General features: G+C 60.2%; 13 protein-coding genes. 7 read left to right on the top strand and 6 right to left on the bottom strand.

Annotated elements, in window-relative coordinates; all coding sequences use genetic code 11:
- Nucleotides 1-37: 37 nt before the first annotated feature.
- The 4 genes from pabB to GYM54_RS03905 are packed head-to-tail and all read right to left on the bottom strand — an operon-like array spanning nucleotide 38 to nucleotide 4,498.
- Nucleotides 38-1,384 carry an aminodeoxychorismate synthase component I gene (pabB, locus tag GYM54_RS03920; protein WP_197445117.1) on the bottom strand — a complete coding sequence of 449 codons (1,347 nt, stop codon included), beginning with the start codon at nucleotides 1,382-1,384 and terminating at the stop codon, nucleotides 38-40.
- 59 nt (nucleotides 1,385-1,443) lie between these two features.
- Nucleotides 1,444-2,427 carry an alpha-L-glutamate ligase-like protein gene (locus tag GYM54_RS03915; RefSeq protein WP_131648919.1) on the bottom strand — a complete coding sequence of 328 codons (984 nt, stop codon included), beginning with the start codon at nucleotides 2,425-2,427 and terminating at the stop codon, nucleotides 1,444-1,446.
- 3 nt (nucleotides 2,428-2,430) lie between these two features.
- Nucleotides 2,431-3,957 carry an inactive transglutaminase family protein gene (locus GYM54_RS03910; RefSeq protein ID WP_131648918.1) on the bottom strand — a complete coding sequence of 509 codons (1,527 nt, stop codon included), beginning with the start codon at nucleotides 3,955-3,957 and terminating at the stop codon, nucleotides 2,431-2,433.
- 4 nt (nucleotides 3,958-3,961) lie between these two features.
- Nucleotides 3,962-4,498, bottom strand: coding sequence for an ATP-dependent zinc protease (locus GYM54_RS03905; protein WP_181104059.1), 537 nt, complete (start codon nucleotides 4,496-4,498; stop codon nucleotides 3,962-3,964).
- 276 nt (nucleotides 4,499-4,774) lie between these two features.
- Here GYM54_RS03905 and GYM54_RS03900 point away from each other — a divergent pair, with 276 nt between their 5' ends.
- The 5 genes from GYM54_RS03900 (at nucleotide 4,775) to prpF (ending at nucleotide 11,567) form a co-directional block, all read left to right on the top strand.
- A complete protein-coding gene (locus GYM54_RS03900) occupies nucleotides 4,775-5,497 on the top strand; it encodes a GntR family transcriptional regulator (protein WP_197445116.1) in 723 nt (240 codons plus the stop codon).
- Nucleotides 5,494-6,381, top strand: coding sequence for a methylisocitrate lyase (gene prpB / locus GYM54_RS03895; RefSeq protein WP_131648916.1), 888 nt, complete (start codon nucleotides 5,494-5,496; stop codon nucleotides 6,379-6,381). Before GYM54_RS03900 ends, prpB begins: the two co-directional genes overlap by 4 nt.
- A 79-nt stretch (nucleotides 6,382-6,460) precedes the next feature.
- Nucleotides 6,461-7,588: a 2-methylcitrate synthase gene (gene prpC / locus GYM54_RS03890; protein ID WP_197445115.1), complete on the top strand. Its 1,128-nt coding sequence runs from the start codon at nucleotides 6,461-6,463 to the stop codon at nucleotides 7,586-7,588.
- A gap of 72 nt (nucleotides 7,589-7,660) precedes the next feature.
- On the top strand, nucleotides 7,661-10,264 hold the full coding sequence (gene acnD, locus GYM54_RS03885; RefSeq protein ID WP_197445114.1) for a Fe/S-dependent 2-methylisocitrate dehydratase AcnD: 2,604 nt from the start codon (nucleotides 7,661-7,663) through the stop codon (nucleotides 10,262-10,264).
- A gap of 115 nt (nucleotides 10,265-10,379) precedes the next feature.
- A complete protein-coding gene (prpF, locus tag GYM54_RS03880; protein ID WP_197445113.1) occupies nucleotides 10,380-11,567 on the top strand; it encodes a 2-methylaconitate cis-trans isomerase PrpF in 1,188 nt (395 codons plus the stop codon).
- A gap of 192 nt (nucleotides 11,568-11,759) precedes the next feature.
- On the opposite strand, the gene GYM54_RS03875 is transcribed toward prpF, so the two are convergent.
- On the bottom strand, nucleotides 11,760-12,578 hold the full coding sequence (locus GYM54_RS03875) for a pyruvate, water dikinase regulatory protein (protein WP_131648912.1): 819 nt from the start codon (nucleotides 12,576-12,578) through the stop codon (nucleotides 11,760-11,762).
- A 155-nt stretch (nucleotides 12,579-12,733) separates the two neighbouring features.
- Between GYM54_RS03875 and ppsA the strand changes: the two genes are divergently transcribed.
- Nucleotides 12,734-15,106, top strand: a complete 2,373-nt coding sequence (gene ppsA / locus GYM54_RS03870; protein ID WP_197445112.1) for a phosphoenolpyruvate synthase — start codon at nucleotides 12,734-12,736, stop codon at nucleotides 15,104-15,106.
- A gap of 163 nt (nucleotides 15,107-15,269) precedes the next feature.
- Nucleotides 15,270-15,758: a ribonuclease E activity regulator RraA gene (rraA, locus tag GYM54_RS03865; protein WP_197445111.1), complete on the top strand. Its 489-nt coding sequence runs from the start codon at nucleotides 15,270-15,272 to the stop codon at nucleotides 15,756-15,758.
- Nucleotides 15,759-16,273: 515 nt separating this feature from the next.
- On the opposite strand, the gene acnB is transcribed toward rraA, so the two are convergent.
- The gene (acnB, locus tag GYM54_RS03860; protein WP_181104030.1) at nucleotides 16,274-18,883 is read right to left on the bottom strand and encodes a bifunctional aconitate hydratase 2/2-methylisocitrate dehydratase; all 2,610 of its coding nucleotides are present in this window, start codon (nucleotides 18,881-18,883) and stop codon (nucleotides 16,274-16,276) included.
- Nucleotides 18,884-19,083: the final 200 nt, after the last annotated feature.

Raw genomic sequence — 19,083 nt, 5'->3', positions numbered from 1 at the left:
ACCGTGGACGGCAATTCGAGCCATGCCTGGCGCATGGTTAATGAGGGATGGTTTCCAGCACTTCCATAAGCACCTTGACCTTGCCTATGGACTCCTCGTATTCCGCGTGCCAATCAGAGTCTGCGACGATTCCGCCACCGCCCCAGCAGGTAACCAACTGGTCTTTTATCAGTAGGGTGCGGATGGCGATGGAGCTGTCCATCTCGCCGCGAACGTCGATATACAGCAGAGAGCCACAGTAAATCGAGCGACAGGTGGCTTCCAGTTCGTCGATAATCTGCATCGCGCGGATTTTTGGTGCGCCTGTGATCGAACCGCCGGGAAAGCTGCCAGCAAGAAGACCGAACGCGTCCTGACCATAGGCCAGGGTTCCGCTGACGCAGCTGACCAGGTGATGCACGTTGGGATAGCTTTCCAACGCGAAAAGCTCAGGCACCTGCACGCTGCCGATTCGGCAGCTGCGGCCGAGGTCGTTGCGCATCAGGTCGACGATCATCAGATTTTCCGCTCGATCCTTGTCGCTTGCCAGCAGCGCCTGAGCTTGCTCCGCATCGGTGTGCGGGTCCATGCCCCTTTGGCGGGTGCCCTTGATCGGCCGGGTTTCGACGCGACCTTCCTTTAGCCGAAGAAAGCGCTCTGGTGAAAAGCTGGCAATAGCACCACCGTCGAGCGCGATAAAGCCAGAAAAAGGCGTGGGGCAAGCATTACGCACACGACGATAAGCATCCCATTCATCGCCCTGACAGGGCGCCTGGAAGCGCTGGGCAAAGTTCACCTGATAGCAATCGCCTTCCTGGATATAGCGCTGGATCTTCTCGACGGCCTGCTTATAGCCGTTAAGCTCGAGCTCGGCAGTGAACTTCGCTTGGAGCTCGAATGGCTCGTGTTCATATTCGGCATCGGTCTCGAATAACCGTATCAGGCGCTGGCGGTCTATATCGCCAAGGCTGGGATGAAATACCAGATGGCAGCGCTTGAGCTGGTGATCGTTGATCAGTGCCCACGGGTAGAGGCCGAACCGGGCGGCGGGTAGCGCCAGGTCATCCCGAGCACGGTTCGGTAATGCCTCGAGCCGTCTGCCAAAGTCGTAGGCCAGCAGGCCGATCAAGCCACCCGCAAAGGGTAGGGGGCAATCGTCAGGGATGTCGGCGCGGCCAAGCAGCTCGAGCGCCTGGCGCAGGCGCTGGAAAAAAGCTGCACCGGATTCGTTTGCGTCGGGCTCGAAGATGCTGAGCGGCCAGGCGCTGAGCAGATCATAGCGACCACGCTCGGCGACTGGCCTGCCGGAGTCCAGCAGCACCGCACCGTGGGCGTGACGAATTCGCTCGAACCAGCTCGCGGGGTCAGGTTTGTATTCGAGGGCGTATAGGGTGCAGACAGGCATTGGCAATGATCGGCTAGGCAGGAGCGCCCGACCGCTGAGGGCCGGGCGAGAGCGGTGAGCTAGTCGTGGGCTGGAATATGCCCGAACAGCTGTTGGGCGAATGCCACTCGCTCTTCCGGAGTCTCCTGGATGCCTTTTTCCTTAAGCTGGGCGATGCGCGATTCTACCGCATGCGCCCGGTGAGTCAGACCGCAGTCATTGGCAATCTGGATGTTCAGGCCAGGGCGTGCGTTGAGCTCGAGAATCAGCGGGCCCTTGTCCTGGTCGAGCACCATGTCGACGCCGATGTAGCCCAGCCCGCACAGCTCATAGCAGCCGGCGGCGAGCTTCATGAAACCGTCCCAGTTGGGCAGCTGCACGCCATCTACCGCGTTGGTGGTGTCGGGGTGTTTGGTGATCTTGTTGTTCAGCCAGGTGCCGCGCAGGGTGATACCAGTGGCCAGATCCACGCCGACGCCGATGGCGCCCTGGTGCAGGTTGGCCTTGCCGCCGGACTGGCGGGTCGGCAGGCGTAGCATGGCCATGACCGGGTAGCCCATCAGTACGATGATGCGGATGTCCGGCACGCCTTCGTAGCTGATGCTCTTGAAGATCGGGTCCGGCGTAACGCGGTATTCGATCAGCGCCCGATCGCGGTGTCCGCCCAGGGAGTAGAGCCCGGTGAGGATGTTGGAGATCTGATGCTCGATCTCCTCATGGGTGATGATCTTGCCCGAAACCGTCCGGTAGCGGCCCTCGAATCGATCGGCGATCACCAGAATGCCGTCGCCACCAGCGCCCTGTGCCGGCTTGACGACGAAATCGGGGCGCCCCTTTACGATGTCCTTGAGCTTCTCGATATCCTTCTCGGTCTCGATGATGCCGTACATTTCCGGCACATCGATACCGGCTTCGATGGCCCGTTCCTTGGTGATGATCTTGTCATCGACGATCGGGTACAGGTTGCGCTTGTTGTACTTGAGCACATAGTCCGCGTTGCGGCGGTTAATGCCCATGATGCCCTTGGCTTCCAGGGCCTTCCACGTCTTGATCAGACCGAACATGGCTCAATCCTTCAGAAAGGCTTTGAAACGGAACAGCTCGGTCAGGCGGTAGCCACGATAGCGACCCATAGCCAGCATGAAGCCCACCATGATCAGCAGCACTGCCGGGAAGGTGAAGATGAAGTAGGTCAGTTCCGGGATGTTCATCAGCATGAACGCCAGGCTTGCCGCGATCAGGGTGCCGACCGCCACCTTGAAGGCATGACCGCCACCGCGTTCTTCCCAGGTGATCGACAGGCGCTCGATGGTCATGGTCAGGATCACCATCGGGAACAGCGAGACGGAGAGTCCGCGCTCCAATCCAAGTTTGTGGCTCAGCAGGCTGATCACTGCAATCAACACGACGACGAACGTGAGTACGACCGAGAGACGCGGCAGCATTTGCAGCTTGAGGTGTTCGAGATAAGAGCGTAGGGACAGACCAAGCGCGGTAATGAGGGTAAACAGAATGATGCCGAAGCCAATCTGGGTTTCACGGAAGGCCAGGGCGATCAGTACCGGGGTGAAGGTGCCCAGCGTCTGCAGGCCGCCGAGGTTGCGCAGAATCAGAATCACCAGTACGCCGATCGGGATCATGATCATGATCTGGTAGGTCTGCTGAGTCTGCAGCGGCAGGCCATACAGCGAATATTCGAGGAAGTCCGCGTCGGTGTTTTCGTCCGTCAGCTTCGCCAGGCGAATGGCGTTCATCTCGCTGCTGTTGAGGGTGAACGTCACCTGTGCGTTACGCCCACCTTCGAGAGTCAGGAGCGGTTCGCCACCGGTCCACCAGACCAGACGATCCTTCGGCAGACCCTGCTCGCCGGTTTCCGGATTGAAATACAACCATTTGTCACCGTTGAAGCTGCGCAGCCAGAGCTCGGGCGTTTGCGCCATATCGGCGAGCAGTCGAACGGTATGCACGCGCTCCATCGGAACATGGGCGATGGACAGCAGCAAATCGATCACGCGGGCCTTGTTCGGGGTCGACGAGTCGCCGCCGAGCAGCAGCTTAACGTTGTCATCATCGACATTGTTTACACGCTTGATGGCTTCGCTGATGAAGGTCTCGACATCGGCCGAATGCTGGCGGATCGGTGAGAGCAGGGCCTCGGCAGCAATTTTTTCGGCCCCTTCGACCGGAATGCTGTCGCGGAAGATCGGGCCGGTGGCCGCGGTTTGTTCGCCGCTGTAGCGTCTGGTGAGCACCAGGCGGTAGTAGAGCGTCTGATTACCACTGGCGCGCCGCGCCGACCAGGTGACACGACGGTTGCCGTCGGCGCGGTTGATGCTGACACCGTAATTGTTGGAGATGAAGCTTTCGTTGAGGCTGACGAACTCCTGGTTCAGCGGAGGTACGTACATCTGCAGCTTCACGGGCTCGCGCGGGCTGGCCTGGAACTCGACTTTGGCGTCGATATTCCATAGGTCATCGGTTTCGTCTTCGGTAATCGGGATGCCGAGGACGAAAATCTGGTACGCGGTGATCGCGATGCCCAGCGTGACGAGCAGGAAAATCAGGACTTTGAGATGCAGGGTAAGGGCGCGCATGGAATTACTCGTCAGCGTCGGATTCGATAATGCAGCCGGGTTTGCCAGCAGCGTACTTAAGGCTTGGATCGACCAAGGCACCGAAGCGAGTAAGCGCATCGGAACCTATTAAAAGTGGATATTGGAATGCACTTCTGTCCGTGAGGTTCACTTCAATGCTGCGTTTGGCCTTGCCCATGCACAGCTCGAGCTCCACGACGGGGCGCGGTGTATAGGTTTTTTCTTCTTCTGGATCGAAGTCTCCAGCGCGACGTTTGATCTTGCTGATGCGCTGCAGCGGCAGCTCGATCGGGTGGTCATGAGCCTCGTCGACGGCGAGGTAGAAGCGAACCCATTCCTTCCCTTTGCGCTTGAAGTTTTCGATATCGCGCGCGCTGAGCGAGGCGGTCTGCGCGCCCGTATCGAGTTTCGCAGGCAGCTCGATACCAAAGTCGGGTAGAGCGACATGTTCGTTCAGGCCATAGATGGTTTTGCCATCCGCCTGGGCGAAGAGCGGGGAGGCCAGAAGGCACAGCGACAGAAGGAAGGGTTTGGCGCTCATAGGTCCAGGATTAGTCGAGTCGGAAAGCATGGGCGAAACGGCAGCCCGTGAGCTAGGAGGGCATGGCGAGGCGAGCGCCAGGCGCGGAATACCGGCGCATTCTACATGGCCGTTCGTTCCCCCGACTAGGCTTATGCCTTGAGCTCGGGCGCGTAAAGTCATCGATACCAATCGCGCCTCGCTGGCCGTATTGTCGACAATCTACTTTCGTCCCATTGACCATCTCGCGATTAATGGCGTAATTTATCGGCAATTGTTATCCGTGGTGTCAACAATATGCTCGATACCGTCGAAAACCTCCGTTCTGATCAATTAGATAGCGGAACCCTGTCCGAACACGTGTTCCGGCTGATTCAGGCGGCCATCGTCAAGGGCGATATCGCACCCGGCAGCAAGATTTCCGAGCCGGAGCTGGCGCGCACCTATGGCATCAGTCGTGGGCCGTTGCGCGAGGCGATCCACCGCCTGGAAGGGCAGAAGCTGCTAGTGCGGATTCCCCATGTGGGCGCACGGGTTGTTTCCCTCAGCCATGCCGAGCTGATCGAGCTCTACGAGATCCGCGAATCCCTGGAGGGCATGGCCTGTCGGCTGGCCGCCGAGCGCATGAGCGACGCCGAGATCGAAGAGCTGCGGCGCGTGCTGAGCACGCATGAGCGCGATGAGGCCTTCCAGGCGGGCGTCGGTTATTACCAGCAGGAAGGCGATTTCGATTTTCACTACCGGATCATCCAAGGCAGTGGCAATCGCACCCTGGCCAAGTTGCTCTGCGACGAGCTTTATCAGCTGGTGCGCATGTATCGCATCCAGTTTTCCACCACGCCGAACCGGCCGCATCAGGCCTTCGCCGAACATCACCGAATCCTCGATGCCATCGCCGAGCGCGATGGCGAATTGGCGGAGCTGCTGATGCGCCGCCATATCGCGGCTTCCAAGCGCAACGTCGAGCGTCACTTCCAGGGCGTTCTCGAACAAATACCATATGAAAGGGGCAATGCATGACTCTTCCTACTGCCGGTCAGCGTTTCCGTGACGCCGTGGCCAGTGAGCACCCGCTGCAGGTCGTCGGCGCGATCAATGCCAACCATGCGCTGCTGGCCAAGCGCGCCGGCTTCAAGGCCATTTACCTGTCCGGTGGCGGTGTCGCGGCCGGTTCGTTGGGACTGCCGGATCTCGGCATCACCGGGCTCGACGACGTGCTGACCGATGTGCGCCGCATCACCGATGTCTGCGATCTGCCGCTGCTGGTGGATGTCGACACCGGTTTCGGCTCCTCGGCCTTCAACGTGGCGCGTACCGTCAAGTCGATGATCAAGTTCGGCGCGGCGGCGATCCATATCGAGGACCAAGTTGGCGCCAAGCGCTGCGGCCATCGCCCGAACAAGGAGATCGTCTCCCAGCAGGAGATGGTTGACCGCATCAAGGCGGCGGTGGATGCGCGCACTGATGACAGCTTCGTGATCATGGCGCGCACCGATGCGCTGGCAGTGGAGGGGCTGGAGTCCGCCCTTGAGCGTGCCCAAGCCTGCATCGAGGCGGGCGCCGACATGATCTTTCCGGAGGCCATCACCGAGCTGTCGATGTACAAGACGTTCGCCGATCGCGTGAATGCGCCGATCCTGGCCAATATCACCGAGTTTGGAGCGACGCCGCTGTATACCACCGAGGAGCTGGCCAGCGTCGACGTCTCTCTGGTGCTCTATCCGCTATCGGCCTTCCGCGCCATGAACAAGGCGGCGGAGAACGTCTACACCGCGCTGCGCCGTGACGGCACGCAGAAGAACGTGATCGATACCATGCAGACCCGCATGGAGCTGTACGACCGCATCAACTACCACGCTTTCGAGCAGAGCCTCGATGCGTTGTTCGCTCAGAAGAAGAGCTGAGCGCGTCCGGTTCCGGCAGAACCGTCGGAGCCTTCCACCGATGTGCGATATCCAGAATAAATCCAATAAGGAGATAACCATGGCTGAAGCAAAAGTATTGAGCGGGGCGGGCCTGCGCGGTCAGATCGCTGGACAGACCGCTTTGTGTACCGTCGGCAAGGAAGGCGCCGGTCTGACCTATCGCGGTTATGACGTTCGCGATCTGGCTGCCGTGGCCGATTTCGAGGAAGTGGCCTACCTGCTATTCCACGGGGAGCTGCCCAATGTCGAGCAACTGGCGGCTTACAAGAACCGGCTGAAGACGCTACGCGATCTGCCGCAGGCGCTGAAGGAAGTGCTGGAGCGCATACCGGCCAGCGCTCATCCGATGGATGTCATGCGTACCGGCGCTTCGGTGCTCGGCACTCTGGAGCCGGAAGTCAGCTTCGAGCAGCAGCGTGACGTCGCCGAGCGCCTGATGGCCGCATTCCCGGCGATCATGTGCTACTGGTATCGCTTCACCCACGACGGCGTACGCATCGAGTGCACCAGCGACGAAGACACCCTGGGCGGGCATTTCCTCGCGCTGCTGCACGGCAAGAAGCCGAGCGACCTTCACGTCCGGGTGATGAACGTCTCGCTGATCCTCTATGCCGAGCACGAGTTCAACGCCTCGACCTTCACCGCGCGGGTCTGTGCTTCGACCCTCTCCGACCTGTACTCCTGCGTGACCGGCGCCATCGGTTCGCTGCGTGGCCCGCTGCATGGCGGCGCCAACGAGGCGGCCATGGAGCTGATCGAGCGCTTCAATACTCCCGAAGAGGCACGCGAAGGCCTGTTGGGCATGCTCGAGCGCAAGGAAAAGATCATGGGCTTCGGTCACGCCATCTACAGCGTTTCCGATCCCCGCAACGAAGTCATCAAGGTCTGGGCTAAGAAATTGGCCGAGGAAGTCGGCGATACCGTGCTGTATCCGGTATCGGTAGCTGTCGATGAGACCATGTGGGAGCAGAAGAAGCTCTTCCCCAACGCCGACTTCTACCACGCTTCGGCCTATCACTTCATGGGCATCCCCACCAAGCTGTTCACGCCGATCTTCGTCTGCTCGCGTGTCACCGGCTGGGCGTCCCATGTGTTCGAACAACGCAGCAACAACCGGATCATTCGGCCGAGCGCCGATTACATCGGTCCGGAACAGCGCAAGGTCGTACCGATCGCCGAGCGCTGATCGGAAGAGGGGAGGCCCGCAAGGGCTTCCCTTCCTTGCTTTACGGAACATTTCTGATTGAGTTCTTCCGGCATGAATACAGAACACCGCAAACTCCTGCCTGGCACCGTGCTTGACTACTTCGACACCCGCGAGGCAATCGAAGCGATCCAGCCGGGCGCCTACGACACGCTGCCCTATACTTCCCGCGTGCTGGCCGAACAGCTGGTGCGTCGCTGCGAGCCGGCGATGCTGACCGATTCGCTGAAACAGATCATCGAGCGCAAGCGCGACCTAGACTTTCCCTGGTACCCGGCCCGCGTGGTCTGCCACGACATTCTCGGCCAGACCGCGCTGGTGGACCTGGCCGGTCTGCGCGATGCGATCGCGGAGCAGGGCGGTGATCCAGCCAAGGTCAACCCGGTGGTGCCGACCCAACTGATCGTCGATCACTCGTTGGCGGTGGAACATGCCGGCTTCGATCCGGATGCCTTCGAGAAGAACCGTGCGGTGGAAGAGCGTCGCAACGAAGACCGCTTCCACTTCATCGAGTGGACCAAGACTGCATTCAAGAACGTCGATGTGATCCCGGCCGGCAACGGCATCATGCACCAGATCAACTTGGAGAAGATGAGCCCGGTAATCCAGGCGCGCGGCGGCGTCGCCTTCCCGGATACCTGCGTCGGCACCGATTCCCACACCCCTCACGTCGATGCCCTGGGCGTGATCGCCGTCGGTGTCGGCGGCCTGGAAGCCGAGACCGTCATGCTCGGCCGCCCCTCCATGATGCGCCTGCCCGATATCGTCGGCGTCCGGTTGACCGGCAAGCGTCAGCCCGGTATCACCGCTACCGATATTGTCCTGGCGCTGACCGAGTTCCTGCGCAACGAGCGCGTGGTCGGGGCCTGGGTGGAGTTCTTCGGCGAAGGTGCCGACAGCCTGTCCATCGGCGACCGCGCCACCATCTCCAACATGTGCCCCGAGTATGGCGCCACGGCGGCGATGTTCTATATCGATCAGCAGACCATCGATTACCTCAAACTCACCGGTCGCGAGCCGGAGCAGGTGGCGCTAGTCGAGAATTACGCGAAAACCACCGGCCTCTGGGCCGATGCGCTGATCAGCGCCGAATACGAGCGCGTGCTGGAGTTCGATCTGTCGACCGTGGTGCGCAACCTGGCCGGCCCGTCCAACCCGCATCGCCGCCTGCCGACCAGTGCGCTGCAGGAGCGTGGTATCGCCAGCGACGCTCAACTGGCGGCTGCCCAGGCGGAAGAAGCCAAAGGCCTAATGCCCGAAGGCGCGGTGATCATTGCCGCCATCACCAGCTGCACCAACACCTCCAACCCGCGTAACGTGGTCGCGGCCGGTCTGGTGGCGCAGAAGGCCAATGAACTGGGCCTGCTGCGCAAACCTTGGGTCAAGACATCCTTCGCGCCGGGCTCCAAAGTCGCCAAGTTGTACCTGGAAGAAGCCGGCCTGCTGCCGGAGCTGGAAAAGCTCGGCTTCGGCATCGTTGGCTACGCCTGCACCACCTGTAACGGCATGTCTGGTGCGCTGGACCCGAAAATCCAGCAGGAAATCATCGACCGCGACCTGTACGCCACGGCCGTATTGTCCGGCAACCGCAACTTCGACGGCCGCATCCATCCCTATGCCAAGCAGGCGTTCCTCGCCTCGCCGCCGCTGGTGGTCGCCTATGCCATCGCCGGCACCGTGCGCTTCGATATCGAGCAGGATGTGCTGGGCCATGACGCCCAAGGCAACCCTGTCACCCTCAAGGATCTGTGGCCGAGTGACGAGGAGATCGACGCCATCGTCGCAGCCTCGGTCAAGCCTGAGCAGTTCCATCAGGTCTACATTCCGATGTTTGACCTGGGCAATGTGGAAGAGGCCGAAAGCCCGCTGTACGACTGGCGCCCGATGTCCACCTACATCCGCCGTCCGCCGTACTGGGAAGGCGCGTTGGCAGGCGAGCGCACGCTCAAGGGCATGCGCCCGCTGGCGGTGCTGCCGGACAACATCACCACCGACCACCTATCGCCATCCAACGCCATCCTGCTGGATAGCGCCGCTGGCGAATACCTGCACAAGATGGGCCTGCCGGAAGAGGACTTCAATTCCTACGCGACTCACCGGGGCGACCACCTCACGGCGCAACGCGCCACCTTCGCCAATCCGCAGCTGGTCAATGAAATGGCCGTCGTCGATGGACAGGTGAAGAAGGGTTCGCTGGCGCGCGTCGAGCCGGAAGGCACCGTCATGCGCATGTGGGAAGCCATCGAAACCTACATGAACCGCAAGCAGCCGCTGATCATCGTCGCTGGCGCCGACTACGGTCAGGGTTCGTCCCGTGACTGGGCGGCCAAGGGCGTGCGCCTGGCGGGTGTGGAGGCCATCGTCGCCGAAGGCTTCGAGCGCATCCACCGCACCAACCTAGTAGGCATGGGCGTGTTGCCTCTGGAGTTCAAGCCGGGCACCGACCGCAAGACCTTAGGGATAGACGGCACCGAGACCTATGACGTGATCGGCGAGCGTACGCCGCGCGCAACGCTGACGCTGGTCATTCATCGTCGTAACGGTGAGAGCGTCGAAGTGCCGGTGACCTGCCGTCTGGATACTGCCGACGAAGTGTCGGTCTACGATGCGGGAGGCGTGCTGCAGCGCTTTGCCAAGGATTTCCTAGGGCAGGCCTGAGCGCGTTTTCGCTGATCGATCTCCTGCTGTCGACGACAGCAGAAAGATCGGTCTGGCAGAGACCGCATTCCATTCCCGTTGCCGCCGTGGCGGCAACGTTTCATGAGAACTCTTTATGGCTTGTGTGTCCCAGACCAAGATTCCCGCTACCTATATGCGTGGCGGCACCAGCAAGGGCGTGTTCTTCCGCCTGCAGGACCTTCCCGAGCGCTGCCAGCTTCCAGGCGCAGCCCGCGACAAGCTGTTCATGCGCGTGATCGGCGGCCCAGATCCTTATGCCGCGCATATCGACGGCATGGGCGGCGCCACCTCCAGCACCAGCAAGTGCGTGATCCTCTCGAAGAGCAACCAGCCCGATCACGACGTGGATTACCTCTACGGCCAGGTTTCAATCGACAAGGCGTTCGTCGATTGGAGTGGTAACTGCGGCAATCTGTCTACCGGTGCCGGCGCCTTCGCCATTCATGCCGGACTGATTGATCCGACGCGCATTCCCGAGAACGGCACCTGCGAGGTTCGCATCTGGCAGGCCAATATCCAGAAGACCATCATCGCCCATGTGCCGGTCAGTAATGGCCAGGTGCAGGAAACCGGCGATTTCGAGCTGGACGGCGTGACCTTTCCGGCGGCCGAAATCGTGCTCGAATTTCTCGACCCGTCCGATGATGGCGAGGAGGGCGGCTCTATGTTCCCCACCGGCAACCTGGTCGACGAACTAGAGGTGCCGGGCATCGGCGCGTTGAAGGCGACCATGATCAGCGCCGGTATCCCCACTGTGTTCGTCAATGCCGAGGACATTGGCTATCAGGGCACGGAGCTGCGCGAGGATATCAACGGCAACCCCGAGGCGCTGGCGCGTCTGGAGGCCATCCGCGTGGCCGGTGCGTTGCGCATGGGGCTAATCAAGACGGCGGACGAAGCGCTGACCCGCCAGCACACGCCAAAGGTCGCCTTCGTCTCCAAGCCGAAAACCTACGTGGCTTCCAGCGGCAAGACCATCGAGGCCGGCGAAGTGGACCTGCTGGTGCGCGCGCTGTCCATGGGCAAGCTGCACCATGCCATGATGGGCACCTGTGCAGTCGCGATCGGCACGGCAGCGGCGGTTCCGGGTACGTTGGTCAATCTGGCGGCCGGTGGCGGTGATCGCGAGGCGGTGCGCTTCGGCCATCCATCCGGCACCCTGCGGGTCGGCGCCGAGGCGAAGCAGGTAGATGGTCAGTGGACAGTGACCAAAGCAGTCATGAGCCGCAGCGCGCGCATCCTGATGGAGGGTTGGGTGCGCGTGCCGGGCGACTGCTTCTGAGCCGAGCCACTTTGGCTAGAAAGCCGAAAGTACTCCGCCGAGGCAGGCTGTTGGGTCGAGCCTCGGCGGGATGAAAGAGGGGGTTAGCTTCGCGTTGTCCGCCAGTCCTGCTTTTTGCTTCCAGAAGGAATCACTCAAAAAACCGCTATCGGTTGCACCTATCAGGCTTTTTGTTGTCTAGCGAAGCGGTGCTTATTTCAGTCTGCGCTCGACGCCTTTTTCCACCAGGATCTTGGCGGATATTTCTTCAACGGAGAAATGCGTGGAATTGATGTAATTGATGTTCTCGCGGCGGAACAGGTTTTCCACCTCGCGTACTTCGAATTCGCACTGAGCGAAACTCGCATAGCGGCTGTTGGGTTTGCGTTCGTTGCGAATGGCGGTGAGGCGGTCCGGGTCGATGGTCAGGCCGAAAAGCTTGTCCCGGTGAGTTTTCAAAGCGGTCGGTAGTTGCAGGCGCTCCATGTCGTCTTCGGTCAGCGGGTAGTTGGCTGCCCGGATGCCGTACTGCATTGCCATATACAGGCAGGTCGGGGTTTTGCCACACCGAGAGACGCCAACCAGAATCAGGTCCGCTTTGTCGTAGTAATGGGTACGGGCGCCGTCATCGTTATCCAGAGCGAAATTGACCGCGTCGATTCGCTCCATGTAGTTGGCGTTATGGCTGATCGAATGGGATTTGCCGACCGAATAGGAAGAACGTGACATCAGTTCATGTTCCAGCGGAGCAAGGAAAGACGAAAAGATGTCGATCATGAAGCCATTGGACTCGGCCAGGATGTCGCGAATCTCCTGGTTCACCAGCGTATCGAATATGATCGGGCGCGCGCCGTCGCTTTCCGCCGCTTTATTGATTTGCTGTACCATCAGCCGCGCTTTGTCGGCGGTATCTATGTATGGCCGAGTCAGCTTGGTGAAGCTGATGTTTTCGAACTGTGCCAGCAGGCTCTGGCCAAGTGTTTCGGCCGTGATGCCGGTACCGTCGGATATGAAGAATGCAGTTCGTTTCATTGCACCTGGGGCCTTAAGTCAAGAACGGTTCTCAGCTATAGTAGCCCCCTTCGCCGAGCCACAAGTGGCGGGCATTGTCACCCATTTTGCAGGGGCAGGCCACCGGATCGCGGATGGAGCCGACCGAGTTTCCAACACAATGTGGAGAGAGCACCTTGGTAGAGTACGTAGTTTCCCTCGATAAGCTCGGCAATCATGACGTTGAGCGTGTAGGGGGCAAGAACGCCTCCCTAGGCGAGATGATCAGCAACCTTGCTGGCGCGGGCGTTTCGGTACCTGGTGGTTTCGCCACTACGGCACAGGCCTATCGTGACTTCATGGAACTCAGCGGCCTGAACGAGCAGATCCATGCGCTCCTCGATGCGCTGGACGTAGACGACGTGAATGCACTGGCCAAGGCCGGTGCTCAGATTCGCGGCTGGGTCATGGAGGCTGAATTCCCTCAGCAGCTGGATGCCGATATCCGCGCAGCCTTCGCCGAGATGTCCGCCGGTAACGACAATCTGGCGGTAGCGGTGCGCTCTTCGGCAACGGCGGAAGACTTGCCCGATGCTTCCTTTGCAGGTCAGCAGGAAACTTTCCTCAATATTCGTGGCGTGGATAACGTGATCCGCGCTGCCAAGGAAGTGTTCGCCTCCCTGTTCAATGACCGTGCCATTGCCTATCGCGTGCACCAGGGCTTCGACCACAAGCTGGTCGCCCTGTCCGCCGGCGTGCAGCGCATGGTGCGCTCCGAAACCGGTACTGCTGGCGTGATGTTCACGCTGGACACCGAGTCCGGCTTCCGCGATGTGGTGTTCATCACTGGCGCCTATGGCCTGGGCGAGACCGTCGTACAGGGCGCGGTAAACCCCGACGAATTCTACGTGCACAAGCACACCCTCGAAGCGGGCCGTCCGGCAATCTTGCGCCGTAATCTCGGTAGCAAGGCGATCAAGATGATCTACGGCGAAGAAGCCAGCGCCGGCAAGTCGGTCAAGACCGTCGATGTCGATCAGGCCGAACGCATGCGTTTCTGTCTCACAGACGAAGAAGTCAGCAACCTGGCCCGCCAGGCGATGATCATCGAGAAACACTACGGTCGCCCGATGGATATCGAGTGGGCCAAGGATGGTGATGATGGCCAGCTTTACATCGTCCAAGCGCGCCCCGAGACCGTGAAAAGCCGCACCAGCGCCAACGTCATGGAGCGTTACCTGCTCAAGGAAAAAGGCACTGTGCTGGTCGAAGGCCGTGCCATCGGCCAGCGCATCGGCGCAGGTCCGGTGAAGATCATTCGCGACGTCTCGGAAATGGACAAGGTTCAGCCGGGCGATGTTCTTGTATCGGACATGACCGATCCCGATTGGGAACCGGTGATGAAGCGCGCCAGTGCTATCGTCACTAACCGCGGCGGTCGTACCTGCCACGCGGCGATCATCGCGCGTGAGTTGGGCATCCCGGCTGTCGTGGGTTGCGGCAATGCCACCGAGCTGCTGAAGGACGGTCAGCGCGTCACCGTTACCTGCGCCGAAGGCGACACCGGCCTGATCTTCGAAGGCGAACTAGGCTTCGATATCCGTCAGAACTCCATCGACGCCATGCCGGAGCTGCCGTTCAAGATCATGATGAACGTCGGCAACCCGGATCGCGCATTCGACTTCGCTCAGTTGCCGAACGAGGGCGTGGGCCTGGCCCGCCTGGAATTCATCATTAACCGCATGATCGGTGTGCACCCCAAAGCGCTGCTGAATTTCGACGGCCTGCCGACGGATGTGAAGAGTAGCGTCGAGAAGCGCATCGCCGGTTATGGCGATCCGGTCGATTTCTATGTGGAGAAGTTGGTCGAAGGCGTGAGTACGCTGGCTGCGGCGTTCTGGCCGAAGAAAGTCATCGTGCGGCTGTCGGACTTCAAGTCCAACGAATACGCCAACCTGATCGGCGGCAAGCTTTACGAGCCGGAAGAAGAGAACCCGATGCTCGGCTTCCGTGGCGCCTCGCGCTACATCAGCGAATCCTTCCGCGACTGCTTCGAGCTCGAATGCCGGGCGATGAAGAAGGTCCGCGACGTCATGGGGCTGACCAACGTCGAGCTGATGGTCCCTTTCGTACGTACGCTTGGCGAGGCCTCGCAGGTCATCGACATTCTCGGCCAGTTCGGCCTCAAGCGCGGTGAGAATGGTCTGCGCATCATCATGATGTGCGAACTGCCTTCCAACGCGCTGTTGGCCGACGAGTTCCTGGAGTTCTTCGATGGATTCTCCATCGGTTCCAACGACATGACCCAGCTCGCGCTCGGTCTTGATCGTGACTCCGGCATCATCGCTCATCTGTTCGACGAGCGTAATCCTGCCGTGAAGAAGTTGCTGGCCAGCGCCATCCAGGCGTGCAACAAGGCGGGCAAATATATCGGAATATGTGGGCAGGGCCCGTCGGATCATCCTGATCTGGCCAAGTGGCTGATGGAGCAGGGCATCGAAAGCGTATCCCTGAATCCGGATTCCGTGCTGGACACCTGGTTCTTCCTGGCCGATGCCGAAATCGACTGATCAGGGGCTGGGACGAAAGGGCGGATATTCCGCCCTTTTCTATGCGCAATATCTTATTTGGCGGCTTGTTGAATCGCGGTTTTGCTTGGTCCGCTTCGCTAGGTTCACGACGAGCGGAACGCCGACTAAACCAAGATGGTTTCAAAGGTGAGAGGAGATTCCCATGCAATATGTCACGCCTGATCTATGCGATGCCTACCCTGACTTGATTCAGGTGGTAGAGCCGATCTTCAGCAACTTTGGCGGTCGCGACTCCTTTGGTGGCCAGATCGTCACGGTCAAGTGCTTCGAGGACAACTCACTGGTCAAGGAGCAGGTCGAGCTCGACGGCACTGGCAAGGTGATGGTCGTCGATGGTGGTGGTTCGTTGCGTTGCGCCTTGCTGGGCGACATGCTCGCCGAGAAGGCTGCACGTAACGGCTGGCACGGCTTGGTCATCTACGGGTGCATTCGCGACGTGGATATCGTTGCGCAAACCGATCTCGGCGTGCAGGCACTGGCCAGCCATCCGTTGAAGAGCAACAAGCGTGGTGTCGGTGAATTGAATATCCCGGTGACCTTCTGCGGCGTGACCTTTCGTCCTGGTGAATACCTCTATGCCGACAACAACGGCATTGTCGTCTCGCCTGAAGAGTTGAAGATGCCCGAGTGAACCGAACATCCGGTTATGCCGTAATGCTGTTTACGTTAATGGAGCGGCTTTACGGTTACCGGTTAACGTTACCGCGTCTTTGAAACGCGGCCGTCCAGGCTTTGCATGCCTGGGCGGTTTTTGTACATCCCTCCGCAGCAACTCCTTTGCCGCAGTGATCGCTTCCCCGCTGACAAGGTTTTTTGAACAGATAGCAATTACTGCCGTTCTGGCTTGTACGAGTCAGGCTCAGCAGCCAATCGCGTTCAGAAAATCCACAGTCCTGTCAGGTGCGCTCTATGTTCCGACTCACCACTCCCTTGCAGATACCGTTTAACCGGGTCGGGGGTCTGCAATGTTCTGACTGAAGTACTCCGATCGGCGCGGACAGATTACCCAGGCCGGACCATCGTTATTGGTAAGGCAAAAAAAATCCGATGCCAAAGCTTGGCATCGGATTTCGAGGAGACCCGGCATTGGCTAATGCTAAGTGAAACAGCATTTAGCCGACGCGGGCTGTTTCCATCTTTACAGCGTCAGACAGCGACTACGTCGATCCTTGCCTTGGCCGCGGACTCGCGGAACTCAGCGATCTGATCGAAGCTCAGGTAGCGGTAGACGTCCGCTGCCATGGTGTCGATCTGAGCGGCGTAGACCAAGTATTCCTCAACAGTCGGCAGGCGGCCGAGAATCGAAGCGACCGCCGCCAGTTCGGCGGAAGCCAGGTATACGTTGGTCGCATCGCCCAGGCGGTTCGGGAAGTTACGGGTCGAAGTGGAGACCACGGTCGAGCCGGTTTCTACCCGTGCCTGGTTGCCCATGCACAGCGAGCAGCCCGGCATTTCCAGACGCGCACCGGCGCGACCGTAGATGCCGTAATAGCCTTCCTCGGTCAACTGATGCTGGTCCATCTTGGTCGGCGGCGATAGCCACAGACGAGTCGGCAGCGAGCCTTCGACCTTGTCCAGCAGTTTGCCGGCGGCACGGAAGTGACCGATGTTGGTCATGCAGGAGCCGATGAAGACTTCGTCGATCTTCTCGCCCTGTACGCTGGAAAGCAGACGGGCATCGTCCGGGTCGTTCGGAGCGCAGAGAACCGGCTCGGTGACTTCGGACAGATCGATTTCGATAACTTCGGCGTATTCAGCGTCAGCATCAGCAGCCAACAGCTCCGGCTTGGCCAGCCAGGCCTCCATCGCTTGTGCGCGGCGCTCCAGAGTGCGCGCATCACCGTAGCCCTCGCTGATCATCCAGCGCAGCAGGGTGATGTTCGACTGCAGGTACTCGGCAATCGCGCCTTCCGGCAGCTTGATGGTGCAACCTGCAGCGGAACGTTCAGCGGAGGCGTCAGACAGCTCGAACGCTTGCTCGACGGTCAGGTCGTTCAGGCCTTCGATTTCGAGGATGCGGCCAGAGAAGATGTTCTTCTTGCCCTTCTTCTCGACGGTCAGCAGACCTTTCTGAATCGCGTAGTAGGGGATGGCATGAACCAAGTCACGCAGGGTGATGCCAGGCTGCATCTTGCCCTTGAAGCGAACCAGTACCGATTCCGGCATGTCCAGCGGCATGACGCCGGTAGCAGCGGCGAACGCGACCAGGCCGGAACCGGCAGGGAAGGAGATGCCCATCGGGAAGCGGGTGTGCGAGTCACCGCCGGTACCTACGGTGTCCGGCAGCAGCATGCGGTTCAGCCAGCTGTGGATGATGCCGTCACCCGGACGCAGGGAAACACCGCCGCGGGTCATGATGAAGTCCGGCAGGGTGTGATGCGTGGTAACGTCGATCGGCTTCGGATAAGCGGCAGTGTGGCAGAAGGACTGCATCACCAGGTCGGCCGAGAAGCCCAGGCAAGCCAGGTCCTTCAGCTCGTCGCGAGTCATCGGGCCGGTGGTGTCCTGAGAGCCGACGGTAGTCATCTTCGGTTCGCAGTAGGTGCCCGGACGGACGCCTTTGCCTTCCGGCAGACCGCAGGCGCGGCCAACCATCTTCTGCGCGAGGGTGAAACCCTTGTTGCTCTCGGCGGGAGCTTCTGGCTTCTTGAACAGATCCGATGGACCCATGCCCAGTTCGGCGCGGGCTTTTTCGGTCAGGCCGCGGCCGATGATCAGCGGAATACGGCCGCCGGCGCGCACTTCGTCGAGCAGAACGTCGGTCTTCAGTTCGAAGGTGGTAACCAGCTCATCGCTATCGTGGCGGCGAACTTCACCCTTGTATGGGTAAACGTCGATCACGTCGCCCATGGCCAGATCGGAGCAGTCGAACTCGATCGGCAGTGCACCGGCGTCTTCCATGGTGTTGTAGAAGATCGGGGCGATCTTGGTGCCGAAGCAGAAGCCACCTGCACGCTTGTTCGGTACGTTCGGGATGTCGTCGCCGAAGAACCACAGCACCGAGTTGGTAGCCGATTTACGCGAAGAACCAGTACCCACCACGTCGCCGACATAGGCGACCGGGAAGCCTTTGGTCTTCAGTTCTTCCATCTGCTTGAGCGGACCAACCGAGCCGGGAACGTCGGGGTTGATACCGTCGCGGGCCATTTTCAGCATGGCCAGGGCATGCAATGGGATGTCCGGACGCGACCAGGCGTCAGGCGCTGGCGACAAGTCATCGGTGTTGGTTTCGCCGGTCACCTTGAACACGGTCAGGGTGATTTTTTCGGCAACCGGGGCGCGGTTCTTGAACCACTCGCCTTCGGCCCAGGACTGCATTACGGCCTTGGCGTTGGCATTGCCGGCCTTGGCTTTCTCGGCCACGTCATGGAAGGCATCGAACATCAGCAGGGTGTGCTTCAGTTGCGCTGCGGTGGTATCGGACAGTTCAGGATCGTCCAGAAGGTCGACCAGCGTGACGATGTTGTAACCGCCTTGCATGGTTCCCAGCAGCTCGACGGCATGCTGCTTGCTGATCAGTGGTGAAGCGGCTTCGCCCTTGGCGATAGCGGCCAGGAAGCCAGCCTTGACGTAGGCTGCTTCGTCCACGCCCGCAGGGACGCGGTTGGTGATCAGATCGAGGAGAAATTGTTCTTCGCCGGCTGGCGGGTTTTTCAGAAGTTCGACCAGGCCTGCGGTCTGCTCGGCGTTCAGCGGCTGGGGCACGACGCCCTGGGCGGCACGCTCTTCTACGTGTTTGCGATAGGCTTCAAGCACAGTTATATACCCTCATCATTGGTCCCTTGGGTGTCTCGGGACGCGCATCCGGAAGCTGTTTTCAAAGTTTTACGCCGGCGGCGTGTCGGGTGCGCAGGAGAGAGGGATCTGCGCACCCGACGGATGACCGGTTCAACTGTGCTCGTGACGCTTTGAAAACAGCTTCGTACGGATTGTGGCGCCGAAAACGGCGGAGCGAT

The sequence above is a fragment of the Pseudomonas sp. MTM4 genome (genome assembly GCF_019355055.1).
Taxonomy (GTDB): Bacteria; Pseudomonadota; Gammaproteobacteria; order Pseudomonadales; family Pseudomonadaceae; genus Stutzerimonas.
This window is presented reverse-complemented; position numbering and strand designations above follow the sequence as displayed.